Here is a 21,255-nt window from a genome sequence, read left to right as displayed (position 1 = left end):
TCAAGCGACCTTACGGACGGGTTCTTTGATTGATTTGGCGGTGTCGATCATCTTGTGCGCGACGCCGTTTTCCGTGAGGAATCGGTGCATCTCGCCATAGGTCTGGTACCAGGCGCGGTTGTATTTGTTGAACAGTGCCTGGTCCCAGTATTCCTCAAGTCTGAACTCTTTGTTCTTGAAGATGTTGAAGCTCGGGATCTGATATGTCTCGGCGAATTCGATCGTTCTGCTGTCGTAGGTGAAGTAGATGGCGGGAACCCCGTTGGCGAGCGCCATCAGGTTTCCGTGCAGGCGGTAACCGAGCACGAGGTCCCTGGTGCGCACCAGTTGCTCGTAGTCGGCGACCACGTCCGAATAGAAAAGCCGCTCCCGGTAAAGCCGTTCCATCGTTGCGTCGAAATACCACGCCGACGCCCAGTCGTTGGATCTGAGCGAGGCGATCGCTTCCGCCTGCTGCTCGTCTGTCCCCATCACCAGCTTCTTCTCCTCGATCTCGCCCTGCGCCATGAGCACGGTGTTGAAGCGGCCGGCGGCCGCCTTGACGAGGTCGCGATGGAAGGTGAGATAGCGGGCGATGTCGTTGGCGTAGGCGGGCGAGACCTCGCGGCGGATCGTGATGCCGACGTCGCGCACGCTGTCGAGCGGCGGCAGCGTGATGCGCAGGTCCGGGTCGTTGCGCCGGAAGGCTGTCGGACAGCCGATGATGCGGACGTTGCGGATGCCCATGTCCCACAGGACCTGCGCCGAATGGGCGCCGCGCACGCCGATCGACGCGGTGGAATCGGCCATCAGATGCAGCAGCGTCCTGGTCTCCTGAGAAAGCTGCAGCTTGTGCTTGACGGGGGCCTGCGCGCCGATGCCGAAGCCGATGACCGGCAGGCCGAGCCGCTTCAGGATCGGTACCGCCTGCTCCCAGTTCATCGATTCGTGGATGTAGTTGGAGCCGCGCAGGAACACGTAGTCATACTCCTCGCGCGCCCGGTCGATCGCCGCCTCGTCGACGGTGCGGATCTCCAACACGCCCAGCTTCTCGAAATTCAAGAGCTTCAGCGAGGAATCGAAGACGAAGGCGTCGCCGATGTTGTGGTAGTTGTTGATGTTGCGCTGGATGTCGTGATGCGCGTACCAGCGGACATTGTCGTGATCGTAGACCTCGCCCGAGGGGATCATTACGAGAATACGTGCCATGGTTTTCCTCCTCAGGGCGTCTTTCACACCGCGCGCGACAGCGCCATCCCGGCGCTCGCGGCTTGTCCGGCCAGCAGGCGGCGGTAGAGATCGGCATGCTGGTGCGCGCAGTCGACATGGCTGGTCGGCGCGCGCATCGTGTCGCGCAGCCGGGTCCACAGGCGCGGTTCGCCGAGCGCCTCGCACAGCCGGTCGGCGAGGTCCTCGACGCTGCCGGCGCGGAAATGCAGCCCGTCCTCCCCGGGCCGCACCTTCTCGGCCATGCCGCCGAGCTCGGAGCAGATCATCGGCCGGCGGTGCTGCAGGGCCTCCTGGATGACCACCGGCGAGTTCTCCCACCAGATGGAGGGCAGCACCACCCAGTCGACCGAGCGCATCAGCCGTGGCATGTCGGCATTCCGATAGGCGCCGTAGAACCGGACGCGGCGTCCGGCGTCCTCGATCAGCTTTTTCAGGCGGTCCTGAAACTCGGGCGGCTGGTTCTCCAGATTGCCGCCGAAGATCATCAGGCGCGAATCCTCGCCCCAGATCTCCTCCGGCACCCGCCGGACGGCGTCGATCAGCACGTCCACCCCTTTGAAGGGCGTCATCTGGCCGAAATAGGCGAAGCGGTTGCGGCGCGGCGTCTCGCCCGTCGCCTCGCGCACCGGCGCCGCCTCGTCGGTGACGATGCCGTTTTCGATGACCGAGAGCTTTTCGGCGTCGATGCCCCATTCGGCGTATTTTTCGGCGAGAAAGGCGCTCGGCGAGATGAAGGCGTCGGCCAGGCCGAGCATCTCGCGCACGAAGCGCTCCCGCTTCAGGAAACGGGCGACGGAGATGTCGGGGAAGCAGGCGTTGCAGGCGGTGGGCGAGGGCGCCGTGCAGAGCCGGTTGGACCCTCTCTTCACCATCTGCCCGTGATTGTGGCAGATCGACAGATATTCGTGGAAGGTCACCAGGATCGCCGCATCCGGCAGCGCCCTGCGGATGGCGTAAAGCGTCTCCAGCCCCAGCCCCAATATGTGGTGGAAGTGGATCACCTGCGGGTTGAGGTCGTGGACGAAGCGCAGGAGATCGTCGCGGATCGCCTCCGTGTCGTTGTTCGACAGGTAGAAATGATCGTAGTCGTCGGCATGGAACAGGATCTCGTCGTCGGCCAGGCGCAGGCTCATCAGCGCCGAAGTGCCATGCCGGGGAACGGGATGGCCGACGCGCGCCAGATAGACCGATTCCACGTCGGGCAGCGTGTTCAGCCCCTTGTGGAGGTTGTGGGAGGCGATCTCGGCGCCGCCCAGCGAGACGGACGGGTGTCCGTGGGAAATGACCAGAACCCGGAGTTTCTCGCTCATGCGCGGACCTGTGCAGATGACGCCTCGTCGTCCAGGAGGACCGACGCCCAGCGTGTGTCGAAGATCTTGCGGTCGATGCGCTCGACCAGCGCCGCGGCCGCGCCGTTGGCGGCCCCGCTCGCCTCGCCCGATCCGAGCACCTGGACGGAGGGGAACCAGTAGGAGGGAACGCCGTCGCGAGCGAGCTTCAGGCCGAAATCGAGGCCCTTTTCGTGCGAGCCGAGATAGCCGTGCGAGAAGCCGCCGACGCGAAACAGCGCCTCGCGCGGCAGGATGCAGCATTCGGGGGCGGCGGCGGCGATCGGCGTTATCTTCAGCGCGGTGACGGCGCTCACCGGATAGCCGGTATAACGGCCGGCCAGCGGCCTGCCGGCGCCCTGCGCGGCGACCCAGCTTCCCGCCCAGCGGACGGAATGATCCTCATAGACGAGGGTCGGCGCGATGATGCTGTCCTGCGCCTGCCCGTGGGCGGCGACCAGCCGCGCATACCAGTTGGCATCGCGCGGCAGGAGGGCGGCGGACAGCAGCACCACCGCTTCGCAGGAGACGGCGCCGGCGCCTGCTTCGAACAGGTCGTAGACGTCGCTCGCCCCCTCGGCTGAGACCAGCCGCAGCGGCAGGTCGTAGAACCGGGTCAACCGCTCGAGGCGCGCCGCCATCCGTGAAGCGCGTTCGGCCGGCACGGCAAGCACGATGGGCGCCCGCCGCGTGCGGCCGTCGAGCGCCAGAAGACCGAGCAGCGCAACGATATCCTGCTCTTCGTTCTCGCCGACGCCGATGATGATGGCCGGACCGGTGGCGCGCCGGAACGCGCCGTAATCGACCACGTCCGTCACCTGCGGCGACGATTTCGTCGAGGCCGCAAGCAGCGGGATGATCTGCCGGTCGATCACGTCGGACAGCGCCCAGTCGCGCGCATCGACGGCGCGGATCTGCCGCAGGGCGGCGGTATGGGCGGGAAGGCGGGTCGGCGTCAGCGGCAGATGGGCGCGGCGGGTGTCGCGCAGCGTCAGCTCGATGTGAAGCGGGGAGGCCGGGAGCGCGTCGGTCTTCTTCGCGAAACCCACGAAGCCGTGCAGGTGATGCGCCTGATCGAGTGCTCCGGCAAAGCGCGGCTCCCCCGCGAAGGCGTCGCTCACGTCGCGCCGGTCGAGCCGCGTCCAGTGCTCGTCGAGCCGCGCATCTGCGCCCTGGCCGCGCAGTTTCACCGCCTCGACGTGGCGGTCCGGATCGAGCATCCAGCCGGAGACGAGCAGTGCCTCGCCGGTGTCGAAAGCGGCGTCGATGCCCATCCGCACGGGCAGGGGCAGGCTAGAGACGGTTTCGGTGCCGTCGAACCGGTTGGCCGCCGAGCGCAGCCGCAGCAGGACGTCCGGTGTGCCGCGCGTGTCCAGCACCAGAGAGCGGATATGGCCCGGCGTCTCGAGCGGGCCGCAAATGCTCCGCGCATCGTGCATCGCCAGATAGCGCCAGCCGCTGCTGCGTTGCAGGAGAAGCCCCTTGATGTCGCGCGCCTTCAGCGGTGTGCTGCCGGTGAGCAGGCCGATGATGCCCGAGGCGCCCTTGGGAACGTCCGGCCGGGCATAGGCGGCCAGCGCGCATTCGGCGACGGCCGGCGTCGCGCCGCACACGAAGGCGCGCGAGAGGCCCGGCTCGGCTTCACGCTCCCACCCCTGCAGGAAGAGATCGGGGCCGTGGGTCTCGCCGATCAGTTCGAGGCGGCCCTCTACCGGCACGCCGGCCTGCAGGAACGCGGTGACGGCGGCGAGCTTTCCGGGCGTGAGCGGGCCCTGTGTCAGCTTGTCCGTCAGCCTGTCGAGGATGACCGCAAGATCGCCGCCGGCAAGTTCGGCGAGGATGCCGGCCGCATCCGTGAAGCCGGCCGCGCGGGCCGCGAAGACATAGCGCCGCCCCTGCTGCGTGCCGTGCACGATGCGCATGGTCGTCAGCGGGCCCTGGCGGGCACTGGTCGGCACCGGGATCGCGAAGCCGTGCGTGTCGGAGGCGAGCGGCGCTGAAAGGTGCCAGGTGAGCGGCGCGGCCGCGGTGCGGGTCTCGGCACGGTCATTGAACTCGACCGCCACCTCATCCGGCATCGGGCCGCCGCTTCCGAGGAGGAGAAGCAGCGTGTCATCGATCGGACAGGCGACGACCTTGCCGGGGCGCATGGTCCTGGCGCGGGCAACGGGCCCTGCCTCCGGCGGCTGTGTCGCCGCATTGTCCCGCTTGGTGTCGAGCATGAACGAGCGCTCCTTGCCTTCAGACGGTCGCGAAAAGCGCCAGACCGGCGCCGGCCGCAAAACCGACGAGCACGAACAGCAGGAGAAGCACGGGCTTGAGATCGCTGCCCGAGCGCTTCTGCAGGTCGGTTATCTTGTCCTCCATGCCGCCGATGACGCCGTCGAGCCGCATCAGATGAACGTCGAGCTCGTTCAGCCGCTGGCCGATCTCCGTCCCCAGCCCCTCGATGGAATCGCTGATCTCCATCAGCCCGACGGTCTGGGTCTCTTCTCCGGTCTGGTCGATCTGCTGTGCGCGCAGGAAAGAGCGCTGCGACACCTGCAACTGGCGCTGAGCGGCCATCAGCAGGTCGAGCTTGTCGAGAACCTGGGTGAGGGGAGCGGCGATCAGCGCCTCGGCGGCCTGCTCGTCGGCATTGGGCACGCGCAGCTTTTCTTCCGTGCCCTTGCCGTTGCGGGCAACCACCACGAGCTCCGCCGGACGGGCGAGGGCGGTTTCCGGCAGCAGGATCTCGAAGGCGTGGTTGCCGTCGCCGATGCCGTTGCGGCGCAGATCGGCGCGGTTGCGGTCGGCCACCGTCTCGGCGATCACCTGGCTGCCCTGCAGGACCCGGATGCCGAGCCGCGCGCCCGGCTCGCCCGGATCGAAGGCCCAGCCATAGAGCCGTCCCTGGTCGATCGCGTCGACGCGCCCCTTCATGGGCTGGACATTGTCCTGCTCGGGGGCGGCCTTCGTTTTAAGGGCTTCTGCAACGTCTGGCATTGCGGGAACTTCCTATGCTGCTTCGGTGTGGTCCCGCGCGATCGACCTGATGAGGTCCAGATAGCGTCGGGCGGACGTGTCGATGTCGTCGGGCGTGCGCGCGTTGCCGGAAAGGCGCTGCCGCAGTTGCGGCTCCTCGGCGAGGCGCCGGATGGCGTTGGCCAGCGCACGCGGGTCGTTCGGCGGCACCGTCAGCCCGTTGATGTCGTCTTCGATAAGCTCGGCCATGCCGCCGATGGCGCTGGTGACGACGGGCCGGCCCTGCGCCTGCGCTTCCTGGATGACCAGAGGCGCGTTCTCCCACCAGATGGACGGCACCACGGTGCAATCGACGGCGGCGACCAGATTGCCGATGTCCTCGCGCCGGTAAGGCCCGCGCTGCTGCACCGTCGGGGCGGTCGCCGCGAACAGGCGCTCGATCTCCTCCAGGAAGGTCTCGCTCTGGAACGGTGCGCCGCCATGGACCCGCAGCTCGAAGTCGACGCCGTCGTCGATCAGCTGGCGCGCCGCTTCGAGCAGGACGGGGATTCCCTTCCAGGGATTGAGGTTGCCGAAGTAACCGAAGACCGGGCGCCCATCGTCCGGGCGCTTGCCGGCGGTCGGTGCCGGGCGGGGCGGCAATCCGTTCGGGATGACGCTGATCGCTTCTTCCGGCAGTCCCCATTCGATGTAGCGTTGGCGCAGGAAATGGCTCGGCGAGACGAAGCGGTCCACCGTGCTCAGCAGTGCAGTCAGGTGGCGCTTGCGCAGCGCGAAGCGGTCGAGCGGAATGTCCTTGAAACACGCATGGCACCGGTCCGGGCTTGCCGCATGGCACAGTTCCCGGGTGCCCGGGCGCACCATCAGCCCGTCATGATGGCAGATGGGATAATAGTCGTGCAGCGTCATGACGATGCGGCAGTCGGGCAGCGTTCGGCGCACGATGTGGGGAAATTCGGCGCCGAGCAGCAGCAGGTGGTGGAGGTGGACCACGTCCGGCCGGAAATCGCGCAGCAGCTCGACGACGTCCGAGACGACGCCGTAAAGGTCGATCTGGCTCATGTAGAAGCGGTCGAAATGGCCGGACCACAGGAGAACCTCGTCGCCCTCCGTGCCGATCCCCTGGAAGCTCGTGCCCGGTCGCGCCTCGCGGTGGATCTGGTTGGTGGCGCCGAGAAACAGTCCCTGGTGCCCCATCCGCTTGTAGGCGTGGAACAGGTCGTGCGCAAAGATCTCCGTGCCGCCGGGATGCAGGGACGGGTGGTTGTGCGCGGCGACGAGGATCCGCTGGCTCATCTGCGCTCCCCGCGATGCTCGGCGACGAACACGTCCTGATAATGCGCAGCGCTCTCGCCGCGCCAGTGGCCGCGCGACTTGCGCATGACGGCGAGGCCGGCCTGGGCAAGCACCCGGTCGAGGAAGCCCTCGTCGAAACCGACGGCGGCAAGCGGCGGCAATTCGGGCACGAGCCAGCACGGCCCGTTGCGGTAGCGGCGGAACGCCAGCCGCGCATCCCTCCTGCCGTTCTCGTTGGCCTCGGCGACGCGATCGACGACGAAGGCCGTCATGAACAGCCGTCCGCCGGGCTTCAGCAGCCGGCCGACCTCGCGCACATAGACGATCACCTCGTCGGGCGGCAGATGCGTGACGACCGAGGTCATGATGGCGAAATCGAATTGCCGGTCGGGAAAGGGCAGCTTCAGCGTCCGGCCGCTGATCGCGCCCTTGGGATTGTAGAGCGCATGGGCGATGTCGAGATGCTCGAAGCGGAAGTTCGGATAGACGGGGCTGATCGCCTCCTGGCACCAGGTGATGCCCGAGCGGACGGGATCGATGCCGCAATAGCCGCCCTTCTCAGGGTCGAGATACTGCGTCAGGGGAACGGCCATCCGGCCGATGCCCGAGCCGATGTCGAGCACGCGGCTTTCTGCCGTCAGCCCGCCGAGGCGGATGAAATGGCCGAGATACTCGGCGCCGATCGACCGGAAATCGCCATCTCCGACGAAGACGGTGTCGGCGCCCGGCTGCGGCAGGAAGCGGTTGTTGAGCACCGCTTGCGTCAGCCAGCGCACCCGTTCCTCATCGACCGGCGGCATGACCTCGCGCTTCTTCTTGCGCAGGACAACGACCTCGCTCATGCGGCACTCCTCGCTGTCTTGCCGGGATTGAAGGGGGCTATGGTTTCGTCGGCGGCTTCGCCGAGGAAACGTGTCATCAGTTCGCCGATGTCGGCGTTCCAGCGCTGCCCATGCAGCCAGGCATTGTACTGGCTCGCCACGCCGCGCATGTAGTCGTCGCTGCGGCGGATCGAACGGCGCTCGAAATGGTAGAGGCTCGCCGCCGGCTCGTAGGAAATCTGGAAGCCGATCTGGCGGATCTTCAGGCACAGGTCGCTGTCTTCGTAATCGCCGATCACGTAGTCCTCGGTGTAGCCGCCGACGAGCTCGAAAATGTCCCGGCGGGTGATGAGGCAGGCGCCGGTGACGGCGGGAACGTCCCGCGCCTCCTGTGCCGGTCCATAGTGACCGGGCATGCCCTTGTAGAAGTGATGGTTCAGCCAGGTGCCGCGGTGGTCGCGGGCGAAATAGAGCCCGGCATGCTGCAGTGAGCCGTCCTCGAAGATGAGTTTCGGCCCGACCGCGCCGAGCTTCTTGCGCTCCAGGAGGGCGTTCGACAGCGGCTGCAGCCAGCCGGGCGCGCACGGCACGACGTCGGAGTTGAGCATCACCAGGATGGTGCCGCGCGCATGCCGCGCACCGGCGTTGCAGGCCCGCGCATATCCGCTGTTGCGGTTCATGACGACGAATTTCATCGACAGGCCGTGCAAGAGGTGCAGGCCGCCGAGGAGATGCTCCGTCTCGTCCTGGATCTCCGGTGAATCGAGCACGTAGATGAGCTCGGCATTGGCGACCAGCCAAGGATCTGTCGCCATGGCGGACATCTGGAAACGCAGGAAATCGAGCACCCGATAAAGCGGCACGACGATGGAGACGAGCGGTGCCTTCTGCTGCAGCCCGTAATCCTTGGTCCGGCGGACGGCGACGCTTTCGCCCAGCCGGCGCTCCGTCTCCTGAAGGGCGGGGGCCAGGATGTCCTTGAACGTCTGGTCGATCGCGTGCTGGGGCGGCACGGCGCGCAGGATGCGCGCCCGCTGCGCCGCCGGCTCGACAGGCTGAGGGTTGGGGATCAGCGGCTTCACCGTGCCGGATTTGAGCCGCAGCTGGAAGCGCGGCTGAAGCAGGGCGCCGACCGGTTCCTTCAGCGGCAGCCAGGCGACGAAGCCCGTCACCTCGGTCTTGGGAGCATCCGTCGCCATGCGCGCCCAGCCGGGGTACTCGTACCAGAGCCGGTCCAGCGCGACGGTGCTCCCGTCCTCCTTCAGGAAATCGACGCCGGCGAGGGAGGACGCCGGATCGTGGGTCCAGCCGCCTGCCAGGAGGCCGCCGCTGCTGGCGACGGCAAGGTCGACCTCGGCGCCCGGATGGGCCGACGATTTGGCGATGCGGCGCGCCGGCAGGGGCGCGCGCAACTGCAGGTCGACCGCCGCTGCGGTGCCGCTGTCGGAGCGCTGCGAAAGCTGCCGGACGACGAACTCGCGCAGCTCCGGCGGGCGCTTTTCCTGCGACCACCATTGTTGGAAATCGGGAACCCGCGCCGGAGCATCGAGCAGTTCGCGGACTGCGATTCCCTTCTTGCCCTGCAGGATCAGGAGCAAAGGGGAAGAGGGCGGGCGGGACGCCTCGATGAGAAGGTGGCAGTGCCGCCATGTCGAAGCCGCTCCACCGTTCATCACATATCTGGCCGGCAGCGGCGCGACGGACCCCTCCGCGACGGCGTAGACGGCGCTGATCTCGGCGAGCGCCGCATCGACGCTGGTCTCGAGGAGGTAGTCTTTCTCCACCATCCGGCAGGCAACCCGCGCCGGTCGGGGCGCCGGCATCAGGGTGAAGACGGCATCGCGCACGACGCTGGCGAATATCTGATCCCGTGAGAGGCGGAACGCGCTTCGCCAGGTCGACAGGAGATTGTTCAGAAACTTGATTCTGCCTTCGGGCGCGAGGGACGCGAACAGGTCGTCCAGATCGACCGGCGGCAGATCGGTGACCGGCTCGAGAACGAGACGCTGCAGGGTGTCGGCGCCGCCGGCCTGGATCTCCAGCTCTTCGGCGGTCTCGCCGGTGCGCATGGCCCACAGGATGCGCCGCCGGCCGTCGGTGAGCGGCAGCATGAGGCTGACAAGGGGAACCGGCTGCCGCTGCGCGGCGAGGGTGCATCGGGTTGCGGTGGGGGCCTGCCGGGGCAGGTCCCAGACAACGACGGCGACGTCCGAACAAAGCCGGAAGGCCTGAGCGTTCTGATAGTCACCGCCAGCGCCGCTCGAACGGTCGAAACTCACACGCTACCTCTCTGGACGAGCAAAGGAGGAAGGGCGCCCCGCGGGAGGAGGCGGGGCGCCCGCTTCAGGGTCAGTGGACCGTGAAGTAGCTGTCGGGGTTTGCCTGGATGTCTTCGGCATCGGCATTGACGAGGGTGAGCGTGTCGCCGTGGCCGAGATCGATCACGACATTGCCGCCAACCTGCGTGACCCGCGAAGCGAGGTCTTCCGCCGAGCTGATATCGAGGCCGTTGATATCCTTCGATATCTGCAGCATGTCCTCGCCGGCCGTGAAGTCGAGAATGACGTCATTGCCGCCGCCGCCGTCGAAGACGAAGACGTCGCTGCCCTGGCCGCCGACGAGCGTGTCGTCGCCGGCACCGCCATTCAGCACATCGTTGCCGGCGCCGCCCATCAGGACGTCGTCGCCCTTGCCGCCGTCCAGGAGATCCTCTCCCCGGCCGCCGAGGAGGACGTCGTCCCCCTTGCCGCCGAAAAGAAGGTCGTTGCCCCAGCCGCCGCTGAGGACATCGTCACCCTTTCCGCCGAGGATGTAGTCATCCCCTTCGTCACCGAATAAGACATCGTCTCCCTTGTCGCCGTTGATAAAGTCATCCCCGGCATTGCCGCGGATAAAATCATCAAAGCGGGAGCCGAAAAGAGCGTCGTCGTAGGCGCCGCCTTCCAAAGTGGCCATCTGCTTCTCCTATTCCTCGTTGCATGCATGCATCACCGGCACGGGCCAGCCACCATGCGCCGTTAGTGTGCGCTGCAATAAAAAGGAAATCAACAGCAGCGAGGCGTAAAACTATCGTACTTATTGGTCAAAAAGTGAATTATGGAAGCATAAAACGTGATATTTTTGATGGCCTGTAATATTGCTTTAACAAACAATGTGCCATTACTGACGGTAAATCAATTCAAGATTTGAAATAAATTACCATCATGAATGGAGCTCGCTCAATCTTCGCGGAAAGCGCGATTGAAGCTTCTCGTAATGGGCGAAAGAAGATAGTCGATCGCCTGGCGTGGTTTGTGCACGATCAGCACTTCGGCGGGCATGCCGGGATAGAGCTGCACGTCCGGATTGGCTGCCATCGATTGCGGCCCGATCTGCGCGCGGGCGACGAAATAGGCCGTGTTGGACTTCTCGTCCACCGACTGATCGGCGGCCACATAGACGACCTCTCCGTCGAGCGGCAGGCGCGAGCGCTGATTGTAGGAGGTCAGCCTGATCTGCGTCTTCGACCCGACGCCGACACTGTCGATGTCGCGCGGGTTGACGCGCATCTCGACGACCATCGGCTCGTTCTCCGGAACGATGTCGAGCAGCGGCTCGCCCGGCGTGACGGCGCTGCCGGGCGTGCGCAGGCGGATGTTGGTGACGATGCCGGCCTGCGGCGAGCGGATTTCGAGCCGGTTGAGGACGTCGCGCGCCTTGATCAGCTGTTCCTGCACGTCGGATAGCTCCACGCGGGCGGTGGTGATCTCGCCGGCGATCTCCGACTGGAACTGGCTGGCAAGACCGGTCAGCGTGAGTTCGGCGCCGGCCTTGGCCTTTTCCGCCCGCGCCAGGTCGCCGGCCAGTTCGCCGCGCGTGCTGGCGAGCTGGCTGAGCTGCGTGTCGATCTCGATCAGCTTGGAGCGCTGGGCGAACCCCTTGTCGACGAGGCGGGAGATGGCATCGCGCTGCGTGTTGATCAGTTCGATCTGCCGGTCCGTCGCCTCGACCTGCACGGCGAGCCATTTGGCCTGTTCGGCAAATTCCTCGATGGTCTTCTCCTGAACGTCGATCCGACCCTTCTGAGATTCCTTGCGCTTGTCGAAGAAGGCGCGTTCGGCCGTTACGGCATCGCTCGCCGCCGCCGCGTCACCGTCGGCCAGGTTCTCGGGGAAGGAGATCTCCTCCGCTCCGGCCTGTTCGGCGCGCAGCCTGGCAAGCTTCGCCGTCAGGCCGATGCGCCGCGCCTGCAGCGATTGCACGTCCGAGCGGGCCCGCGTGTCGTCGAGCTTCATCAGCGGCTGGCCGGCTTTCACCGCATCGCCTTCCTGGACGAGCAGGCGGCTGAGGATGCCGCCTTCGAAATGGCTCACCGTCTTGCGCTTCGAATCGACAATCACCGTGCCCATGGCGACGGCGGCGCTGCTGAGTTCCGTGGCGAAGGCCCAGCCGAGAAAACCGCCGAAGGCGATGACGACTGTCGTCACGCCGGCGATCACCAGACGCCGCAGCGGCGAATGGGCACCCATCTCGCGCAGCTCCAGTTCGACCGCGTCGACCGGCTGGTGGGCCGGGATCGGTGCCGGCAGCCGGGCGCCGGCACCACGCATCGCCTCCATGCCGCGTCGCGCGTCGGTGCGGGCCGGTACGTGTTTTCCGGTTGTCGTCATGATGCTGCAACCTCCCGCGGCGCATCGCCGGGCATGATGGACGCCACCACGTCGGTGCGCGGTCCGAACTGCGAGATGCGGCCGTTCTCCAGGACCAGCAGCTTGTCGGCCGCCTGCATGATGGTTGGGCGATGGGCGATCATGACGATGATCGCTCCGTCCCGTCGCGCATGCTCGATGGCGCGGATGAGCGCCCGCTCGCCGATCGCATCGAGGTTTGCGTTGGGCTCGTCGAGCACGATCAGCCGCGGCCGGTTGTAGAGGCAGCGGGCAAGGGCGATGCGCTGCCTCTGGCCGCCCGAAAGCGTCAGGTGCCCGTCGCCCACCGGCGTATCATAGCCGCGCGGCAGGCGTCCGATCATGTCGTGCACGTCGGCGAGGCGGGCCGCCTCGAGCACCTGGTGCGGGTCGCTTTCCTCCATGCGCGCGATGTTCTCGCGGATCGTGCCTTCGAGCAGCGAGACGGATTGCGGAAGATAGCCGACCACCGAGCCGAAGGAGCCGCGCTCCCACAGATAGACGTTGTTGCCGTCGAGGAAGACGCCGCCCGAGGTGGGCTTGGCGATGCCGACGAGAAGTCGGGCCAGTGTCGACTTGCCGGCTGCGGACGGGCCGACGACCCCCAGCACCTCGCCGGGCGACAGGGAAAAGGAGATGCCCTTGATGATCGGCACGTCGAGACCCGGAACCGCATAGATCAGCTTGTCGACCACCAGGTCGCCCTCGCTGCGCGGGGTCGGCATGCTTTGGCGCACGGCAAGATCCTCGTTGAGCGCAGCTTCGATGCGCCGCCAGCTCGCCGTGGCGTTTACCCATTGCCGCCAGTTCTCGATCACCGAATCGAAAGGCAGGAGCAGGCGCCCGATGAGGACGGTGGCGGCCATCAGCGTGCCCGGTGTGATGGCCTGTTCCATGACGAGCAGGGCGCCCATGCACAGCACGAACACCTGGATGGAGAAGCGAAGGCTGCGGGTGATCGAGGTCATGGCGCGGGCGCGGCTGCCGCCGGCCTCCAGGAGACCGAGGGCGTTCACCTGCATGGTGCGCCAGCGCCTGGCAAGTGCAGGCAGCATGCCCATCGCCTCGATGGCTTCGGCGTGACGTAATGTCGCACCGACTTTCGAGACTGCCTCAATATTAGCCTGATTTGCCTCTTTCATGAGCCGCCGCGTGAGCAGGTCGGTCACCAGGCCGCAGCACAGGAGCAGCACCACGGCGACCGAGCCGATCAGGCCGTAAACCGGATGCAGGAGAAACAGGACGCCGAGGAAGATCGGCGACCAGGCCGCGTCGAGCGGTGCGCTGACGGCGGAGGAGGTGAGGAAGCTGCGCAGCTCCGTCAGGTCGCGGAGCGACTGCGTTGCGCGCGAGAGGCCCTGGTCCACGGAGGCCTGCACCGCGGCGGTCAGGACCGGAAGGTTGAGCCAGCGCACCATTGCGCCGCCCATCGCCTGGAAGGAGAGGGCACGGATGTACTCGAGGACGCCGAAGACGACGAGCGCGCCGAGCGCCAGAACGGTGAGCATGATCAGCGTGTCGGTGCTCTGGCTGTTCAGCACCCTGTCATGCACCTGCAACATATAGAGAGGTACCGTGAGTTGCAGCAGCGTTGTGCAGGCGCTAAGCAGGCCCGCATAAAGAAGCGCCATCAGGAAGATACGGCGTGCCTGCAAAATGAGCAACCTGGGATTGAGGGCGTTGCCGGAAATAGTTTGTCGGCTATTTTCGCCCTTGCCATTTGCTGATTTTCGACGAGTATCACGCATGGGCGATTTGCCTAGAGATAGCGCAGCTTTGGTCAATGGAGGGTCAATCTGTTCGTTTCCGGAAGAGTAGTAAATATTTCTTCCGCGAATATGACATAAAAAAGGTGACTTCTCAATTTAGGGGTTTTGAGGACGGGGGAGCTGTCTGAAATATTACTTCAAGATTTGAAGTATGTCCTAAATGGAGAGATGGATGAGTCCGAAACTTCTTTATCCATTCATGGATTCTGAAGATTTGATAAAGCCCCGATCTGGACGCGAGACCTCTCGCGAAGCTCTCAACCATAGCGGGCATAAGCAAACCGGCAGCAATCCGCTTGTGAGCTATTTCGAGCTGGCGCGCATGATGGAGCGGGCGAGCAGACGCTTCTCAGGCCTGTTACGAGCGGAGCTGACGCGGCTCGGCGCCGACGACATCGGCCCTGCTCAGGCGATGGTTCTCCTCGCCATCGGCGATATGGAATTGTCCGTCGGAGACCTGCTGGATCGCGGTCACTATGTGGGATCCAACATCTCCTATTATCTGAAGCAACTGGCCGATGGCGACTACATCGATCGCGTTGCTTCCCAGCGGGACAAGCGGTCCGCCCGCATCCGGCTGACCAAGAAGGGCAGCAAGCTCTGCGCGGATTTGCGCGATGCGGCAAACGCCTATGAGCGCGTTCTCACGCAAGGTGACGAGGATCGGCGCAATCTTGAGATCGCCTTCCACACGCTGCATCGGCTCGAGGTCATCTGGGGCAATGCCGCGCGGTACGGGATCTGATGCCGTCCGCCGGTTGATCCCGGTGCAGGGCCGAGAGTGTCAGTATGCATGTTGCGTTCGTTCATCGGCGTGGCTACGGCCAGTTCGCCGCCTTGGCTTCCCATTTCGCCAGTGCGGGCGATGAAGTCAGCCTGATCACCGAGACGGTGGATCAGCGGATACCGGGAATTCGCGTCGTTCGCCACCGGGCCGAGCCCGGCCCGCGGCCGGACGCGCGCATGGCAAGGCATCTCGGAGTCGCCGACCATCATGTCCGCATCGGCCATCGCGTCGCGGAGACGCTCGATGCCATGAGCGGACAAGGGCAGCCGCCCGATCTCGTCATTGGCCATATCGGCTGGGGCAGCATGATGTTCGTCAAGGACGTGCTGCCGCGGGCGCCGGCCCTTGGATATTGCGAATTCTTCTACCGGGCGGAAGGCGCCGACATCGGCTTTGCTTCCGGCGAGGAAGCCGATCTCGACACCCGCAAGCGGATGCGGCTTCGCAACGTTGCGCAACTTCTGTCGCTGGAGGCTATGGATGGCGGGATCAGCCCGACCCGCTGGCAGAAAAGCCTCTATCCAGCCGAGGCCAGGCGGCGCATTGCCGTCTGCCACGAGGGGATCGACACGGAGCGTTTCCGACCCGACCCTGCCGCCTCCCTCAAGCTGCCCGACGGGCGCGTGCTGAAGGCGGGAGATCCGCCGATCGTCACCTTCGCGGCGCGCGACCTCGAGCCCTATCGCGGCTTTCCGCAGGCGCTGGAAGCCGCTGCCAAGGTGCTGCGCCGGCATCCCGATGCGCTGTTCGTCTTCGTCGGCGGCAACGGCGTCAGCTATGGCCGCCCGCCACCGGGAGGTGGAGCCTGGAAGGATCATCTCCTGGCTTCGCTCGACATCCCGAAGGAGAGGGTGCTTTTCCCGGGACCGGTGCCTCACGCGGTGTTGCGGCAGTTGTTCCGCATATCGCTGGCGCATGTCTATCTCACCTATCCGTTCGTGCTGTCCTGGTCGGTGCTCGAAGCCATGGCCTGCGGCGCGCTGGTCATCGGCTCGGACACGGCGCCGGTGCAGGAGGTGATCCGCTCCGGCGACAATGGCCTGCTCGTGCCGTTCTTCGATACGGACGCGCTGGCCGAGGCGGTTTTGGGGGCGTTGAAGAGCCCGAAGGCGCATCACGCGATGCGGACGGCCGCACGCCTGACGATCGAGAAGGATTTCCGGCTCGACGACTGCCTCAAGCGGCAGCGCGCCCTGATCGAAGCGGTGGTGAAGGGTTAGATTTCAGTCTCTTGGCTTGATTTCAAATGATACTTCAAAATTTGAAGTACAGTTACGGCATGTCATTAAATTTTCATAATATTTTTTGATTGTGCGCTGCAAAAATCGTTGTTACGTTCTCCGCAATCCGCCACATTTCTCTGAATTATGTGACGATTATTCATGTCAAAACCATTCAGTTAACAAGGACGATGCGGGATTTAATGTCTTCTGGTGTGAGGCAGGTGCCGTCGAGACGACGGCTGGTTGTGGCGTCCGAGCGGGATCGGTCAAGCATTGAAGGCACCGCCATAGAGCATCTGGTGTTCTTCTTCGATGCCGATGCGCGGACCAAGGCAGTCCTCCAGGATATTTTTCCGCTGCTTGCCGTGGCGTTCTCCGATGCCGCCGAGGCCGATCTGAAGCAGGATCTGGCGGCGATCCGCTCGCTGGGAACCATTCCGGACGTTCCCCTTCAGCGCCTCGATGCGAAGAATGGCGCGCAAAGCTGCGCCTTGATCGCCGCTCTCCTGGAGGGCGGTGTCGGCCGTCTCTCGTCCTTCACGGCGTCGGTGACGTCGGAGCTCGCCATGCTGCGGCGGGAGCGGGAAACCCTGCTCGAGAACTACCGTGCTCTCGAAAATGCCTTCCAGGCGCGCAATTGGGAGCCGGTGGCCGAGATCTTCGCCCACGATCCCTATGTCGATCCGCGCGACGAGGGCATCGGCCATCTCCTGGCGACTGCCGGCGTCGAGCAGCTCCTCCCGGTGTCGAGCCATGGCGTCGCTGGCATCGCGCTGCACATGCATTCCGTGCCCAAGGACGGCGGCGAACTCGTCGTCTCGCTCTCCTATGTGGAGACCGGCGAGGGGGTTGCCGAATGGGTGGTCCCGTTCCGTGATCTCGCGGCGGACTGGAACTATCTCGCCCTGCCGCAATCCTGCGGTGGCGGCGGCAAGACGCTGCGTCTGCGCATCTCCGCCGGCGGGGCGGAGACTGTCGGCCTGTCGCTCGGCCATCCGATCGCCAGCGAGCGCTATACGGCCAGTTCCGAGCATCCGCATCCCGATCTCGATCTTCGTCCGCTGGCGTTCCGCGTCTACACCGGCGTGCCCGGCGTCAAGCCGTCTCCCGTCCCCAACATGATCGCGCCGACGGCGCTGCTCGACGGCCAGTTCATCGAGGACTACCGGTTACCGATCGATCTCTTAAGGCAGATCATCGACGTTTCGGTCAGCCCCATCGTTCCCGAATTCCAGACGATCCGTTTCCTCGAGCATGAAAACGCCGTCGTCTGCCATCCGCTGCCGTCCGGCATTTCCGCCGGCGCCATCATCCGCGCGGTGGAGCCCGGCACCACATCGTTTTCGGCCAGCGCGGTCATCGACCACAGCGAAGGTGCGCCGGCCGCGGTCAGCCTGCTTCTGGCGCCTGCCAACTCCAATCCACGCGCCGAAGTGGCCGAAATCGCGCGTCGCGATTCGGCGAGCCCCACCACCTTCTTCAGCGGCTGGCGGGAGGTGGGGCCGGACAGTCCGGTCAACATCAACATGCAGCTCGACGAGCCGTTGAGCGGTCCCATGGACCTGATGATCCTCAGCCGTGCGGTCGGCGAATCCGTCGATTTCTCCTGGCTCAAGGTGTCGGGCTTCCGCCTGGTGAAGCAATCGGTGCAGCAGGATCGCCGGGAGGCGCTGCATGTCTAGCAAGGACAAGCGCCCGGACCTCGTCGCCATCGCCATGCCGCTTTACGGCCATGCGGCTCTCGCTCTCGAGGCGATTGAATCGGCGCTCGCCTCGAACCTCTCGGGTTGCCGGATCGCCATCGTCGTCTCGGTCGACGGCGATCCGCGGCGGGAAACCTTCGATCAACTCCTGCTCTATGCGGCCGCCCACCCCGACATCCACGTGATCTTCGGCGCCAATGCCGGACCGGGCGCCGCCCGCAACAGGGCCATCGACCATGTGCTCGAGCACTTGCCGGAGGCCAAGGCCGTCTATTTCCTCGACGCCGACAACCGGGTGGTGCCGGGAACGGTGGAGACGCTCTACCACAGGCTGGTGGAGAGCGGTGCGGGTTGGGTCTACACCAACATCGACACCTTCTCGGTGAGCTGGCGCGCGCATTATGGCAATCGCTACTCGCGCCTCGTCCACTGCATCACCGACAATATCTGCGACACGGGCTCGATGATCTCCATCGACGTGTTCCGCTCCGGCGTCCGCTTCAACGACGACCGTCAGAACGGCTTCGAGGATTGGGAGTTCTGGCTCTCCTGCATCGAAAACGGCTTTGTGGGCGTTCCCTGCCACGACACGACCTTCGAGTACCGCCTGAGGGCGGAAAGCCGCTTCAAGGAGGCGAACCGCGACCGCGCGGCCTCCGTCAGCTTCCTGCGAAGCCGGCACAAGGCGCTGTTCCAGCGCCCGATGCTGGTCGATTTCGAGCACGAGGAAGCTCCGCGCTACGCCTTCGTGCGGACGGAGGATGCGGCGATCTCCTTCTTCACGGATCCGACCAAGCCGCGCAGGATGCTCAGCCTCGACGACGTCATCCCGGCGTTCTGGGCATGCATCAGCGAGCCCGACAATGTGCATTTCCCGCCTTTCATGATGGCCGGCAGCGGCAACACGCTCGACCTGCTGCAGCGGTCGCGCATGCTGCCCGGCCTGCTTGCCCATCTGGAGCGCCTCAGCGAGAAGACGAACGTCGTGTTCGTCCAGCTGCGCAACAACGCCAACGAGCGCACGATCGAGCCGACGCTCCACGATGCCGGCGCCCAGAACGTTGCGCCGGCCGACCTCATCTTCCTGTCGAGCTCGCTCGTCCGCGACGTGATCCAGAACGGCGCGCTGGACTGGTTCGGCTCCATCGGCAACGAGCAGGTCTGGCCGACACTGGGTGTCGTGAAGGTGCGCTTTCCCTTTCCAAGGACGCTGCCGCGCCGCTCTCTCATCTCCCCGCAGCAGGCGATGATCAATTGCGTGAACGCCGTTGCGACCAGCCCGTTGCGCCGCACGGCGGGCAAGCGCTGGACCTGGCGCCCGGCGCGGCTCGTTCCCTACACGGAACTGCACAAGGCCTTGCGCAAGGAGCTGGGCGGCTCGCCCGTCCTGCCGCTCGGGCACAATGAGGCGGGCAAGCGCACTGCCGCATTGCTGGTGCCGAACGCCTCCTTCGGCGGTGCCGAAAAGGTGGTCTACGCCGCCTCGCGCGAGTTGAAGGCCGCCGGTTACGAAACCCATCTGTTCGTGCTCGGCAACGCGCGTATGGACGTGATCGACGAGTTCGACGCGAGCTTCGACTACATCCACTTCTGGCGCGAGGGCGTTCCCGTCTGGGGCGGTTCCGGCTCCTTCATCGGGCATGATTTCATCTCGGAGCAGCATCCGGTCGACTGGGAGGCGCTGAAGGGCCTGCTTTCCGGCTTCGACCTGGTCATCAACAACCACGTGATGGCGATGCACCCGCTGATCGCGCGGTTGCGGTCGGAAGGCACGCGCACGGCCTGCTATCTCCACGTGGTCGACAACACGCCCTTCAAGCGGCCGGCCGGCCAGCCCTTCGCGGCGATCGCCCACGAGCATTGCTACGATGCCTTCCTGACCTGCTCCGAGCAGCTCAAGACCTATCTGCACAGTTACGGCGTTCCCTTCGAAAAGGTCTTCACGGTGCCCAACGGGGCAAGCTTCTCGGTGCCGCCGAAGGTGCTGAGCGAGGTTCTGTCGGTGCGGCGCATCGAGCGCAAGGACGACCGGTTGCGGGTGCTCTACATGGGCCGGCTCGACCAGCAGAAGGGCATCGACCGCCTGGCCGCGGCGATCGCTCAGTTGCGGGCGGCGCGCGTGCCCTTCGATGCGAGGGCGATCGGCGGCGAGATCCTTGCCGATTCGACGGTCTCCTGGTCGGACCGCCTCAAGGACCTCGATGTCGATGTGCGTCCGCCGGTCTTCGCCAGCAAGGACCTGATCAAGGCGCTCGGCTGGGCCGACGTCCTCATCATGCCGTCACGCTGGGAGGGCGCTCCCCTGATGATCACCGAGGCGCAGCAGCTCGGCTGCGTGCCCGTCGCGACCGCGGTCGGCGCCGTCGACGAACTGATCACCGACGGCGAGGACGGGCTGCTGATCCGCTCCACCGCCGATGCCCAGGTCATCGGCGACGTCGTCGCGGTCATCAAGGACCTGGCAGCCAACCGCCGCAAGCTGGCGCCTCTCATGGAGGGCTGCCTGAGAACGGCGGCGCGGCGTTCTTGGAATTCTTCCTTCTCCGAGTTCATCGCCTGGTGCGACGGCTCGGTGAGCAACGCATCCCTGTCCCGCGCCACCATGCTGCGGGACCGCGAGACAACCGCCCCCGGAATCGCCATCGCAGGCTGAGGCGCCCGGCCGGTAGCAAGAGTAAGAAAGGTCGATTTGCATGCCTCCAAGAATCCTCGTCACGGGCGTCCCCGGTCACTACACGCGCCTCGCCAATGGCGCGCACGGACTGGCCGTTTCCTATTCGGAGCGGCAGAAGCAGCCTGAGACAAAGGACGAGTTCCTCCAGGAACTCCGCAACATCAGCAACACGGGCAACTACCTGATCGGCGAGGGGGCGCTGCGGGCGCTTGCCCCGCATGCCAGGCAGGTCCCGTTCTGGCATCTCCACAACAGCTGCAAGAACGGCGTGGGGCTGGAGGAGTTCAACAAGAATTTCGACATCTGCGTGTTCACCTGCGCCAATCTCCTGCGCAAGGGCCTGTCGGCCGACGCGGAGGCCGAGGTGCTGGCGCAGCTCAAGATGCCGGTGGTGATGCTGGGCATCGGCCTGCAGAACCGCAAGGATCTGGAAAACCAGTTGCCGGAAGGCACCAAGCGGCTTCTCAGGGTGCTCAAGGAGAGGGAGCACTATTTCCTCACCCGTGGCCACGAGACGGCGGGTTTCCTGAAGGATCAGGGCTTCTCCTTCGTCCGCCCGACGGGCTGCCCGTCCGTCTATTTCATGCCCCACAACATGCGCAAGTCGCTGCGCCGGCTGCCGCAGGTGAATGTCGGCAAGGTGCGCACCATCTTTTCCGGCTATCTGGGCGGCAACCAGGACGCCATCCTCGACGCCAGCGCCCTGTCGCCGGCCGGGGCGACGCCCGAATATGTGGTGCAGGACGAGTTTCTGCATTTCGATATGGGCGTCGAGGCCAACGGGGACGGCCGCGTCTACGACGCGGCCTCCGGC

15 protein-coding genes are annotated in these 21,255 nt (G+C 65.4%); 5 read left to right on the top strand and 10 right to left on the bottom strand.

Features of this window, described 5'->3' with window-relative positions:
- The 10 genes from NUU27_RS12445 to NUU27_RS12400 all read right to left on the bottom strand — a co-directional run bounded on the left by NUU27_RS12445 (position 1) and on the right by NUU27_RS12400 (position 14,033).
- Positions 1–1,188 (bottom strand): polysaccharide pyruvyl transferase family protein, encoded by a 1,188-nt coding sequence (locus NUU27_RS12445; RefSeq protein ID WP_257762431.1) that lies wholly within the window; start codon positions 1,186–1,188, stop codon positions 1–3.
- Positions 1,189–1,211: 23 nt separating this feature from the next.
- A complete protein-coding gene (locus NUU27_RS12440; RefSeq protein WP_257762430.1) occupies positions 1,212–2,519 on the bottom strand; it encodes a glycosyltransferase family 4 protein in 1,308 nt (435 codons plus the stop codon).
- A complete protein-coding gene (locus tag NUU27_RS12435; RefSeq protein ID WP_257762429.1) occupies positions 2,516–4,759 on the bottom strand; it encodes a glycosyltransferase family 2 protein in 2,244 nt (747 codons plus the stop codon). The genes NUU27_RS12440 and NUU27_RS12435 overlap by 4 nt, the downstream gene beginning before the upstream one ends.
- Before the next feature lie 19 nt (positions 4,760–4,778).
- Positions 4,779–5,522 (bottom strand): hypothetical protein, encoded by a 744-nt coding sequence (locus NUU27_RS12430; RefSeq protein ID WP_257762428.1) that lies wholly within the window; start codon positions 5,520–5,522, stop codon positions 4,779–4,781.
- A 12-nt stretch (positions 5,523–5,534) separates the two neighbouring features.
- Positions 5,535–6,797 carry a glycosyltransferase family 4 protein gene (locus NUU27_RS12425; protein ID WP_257762427.1) on the bottom strand — a complete coding sequence of 421 codons (1,263 nt, stop codon included), beginning with the start codon at positions 6,795–6,797 and terminating at the stop codon, positions 5,535–5,537.
- Complete coding sequence (locus tag NUU27_RS12420) at positions 6,794–7,639, bottom strand: class I SAM-dependent methyltransferase (protein WP_257762426.1); 846 nt, start codon at positions 7,637–7,639, stop codon at positions 6,794–6,796. The genes NUU27_RS12425 and NUU27_RS12420 overlap by 4 nt, the downstream gene beginning before the upstream one ends.
- Positions 7,636–9,897: a glycosyltransferase family 2 protein gene (locus tag NUU27_RS12415; RefSeq protein ID WP_257762425.1), complete on the bottom strand. Its 2,262-nt coding sequence runs from the start codon at positions 9,895–9,897 to the stop codon at positions 7,636–7,638. The genes NUU27_RS12420 and NUU27_RS12415 overlap by 4 nt, the downstream gene beginning before the upstream one ends.
- A 70-nt stretch (positions 9,898–9,967) precedes the next feature.
- A complete protein-coding gene (locus tag NUU27_RS12410) occupies positions 9,968–10,573 on the bottom strand; it encodes a calcium-binding protein (RefSeq protein WP_257762424.1) in 606 nt (201 codons plus the stop codon).
- A 263-nt stretch (positions 10,574–10,836) separates the two neighbouring features.
- A complete protein-coding gene (locus NUU27_RS12405) occupies positions 10,837–12,267 on the bottom strand; it encodes an HlyD family type I secretion periplasmic adaptor subunit (RefSeq protein ID WP_374566673.1) in 1,431 nt (476 codons plus the stop codon).
- Positions 12,264–14,033 (bottom strand): type I secretion system permease/ATPase, encoded by a 1,770-nt coding sequence (locus NUU27_RS12400; RefSeq protein ID WP_374566670.1) that lies wholly within the window; start codon positions 14,031–14,033, stop codon positions 12,264–12,266. The genes NUU27_RS12405 and NUU27_RS12400 overlap by 4 nt, the downstream gene beginning before the upstream one ends.
- 193 nt (positions 14,034–14,226) lie before the next feature.
- On the opposite strand from NUU27_RS12400, the gene NUU27_RS12395 reads away from it, so the two are divergent.
- The 5 genes from NUU27_RS12395 to NUU27_RS12375 all read left to right on the top strand — a co-directional run.
- A complete protein-coding gene (locus tag NUU27_RS12395; RefSeq protein WP_257762423.1) occupies positions 14,227–14,799 on the top strand; it encodes a MarR family transcriptional regulator in 573 nt (190 codons plus the stop codon).
- Positions 14,800–14,843: 44 nt separating this feature from the next.
- A complete protein-coding gene (locus tag NUU27_RS12390) occupies positions 14,844–16,061 on the top strand; it encodes a glycosyltransferase family 4 protein (RefSeq protein ID WP_257762422.1) in 1,218 nt (405 codons plus the stop codon).
- Positions 16,062–16,264: 203 nt separating this feature from the next.
- Positions 16,265–17,746 (top strand): DUF6212 domain-containing protein, encoded by a 1,482-nt coding sequence (locus NUU27_RS12385; protein WP_257762421.1) that lies wholly within the window; start codon positions 16,265–16,267, stop codon positions 17,744–17,746.
- Positions 17,739–20,420: a glycosyltransferase gene (locus NUU27_RS12380; RefSeq protein ID WP_257762420.1), complete on the top strand. Its 2,682-nt coding sequence runs from the start codon at positions 17,739–17,741 to the stop codon at positions 20,418–20,420. Before NUU27_RS12385 ends, NUU27_RS12380 begins: the two co-directional genes overlap by 8 nt.
- A gap of 40 nt (positions 20,421–20,460) precedes the next feature.
- The coding region (locus NUU27_RS12375) for a polysaccharide pyruvyl transferase family protein (RefSeq protein ID WP_257762419.1) at positions 20,461–21,255 on the top strand (795 nt) is incomplete at its 3' end.

It is taken from the genome of Nitratireductor sp. ZSWI3, assembly GCF_024655565.1.
Lineage (GTDB): Bacteria > Pseudomonadota > Alphaproteobacteria > Rhizobiales > Rhizobiaceae > Nitratireductor.
The sequence above is the reverse complement of the archived record's forward strand: the minus strand, read 5'-3'. Positions and strand labels throughout refer to the sequence as shown.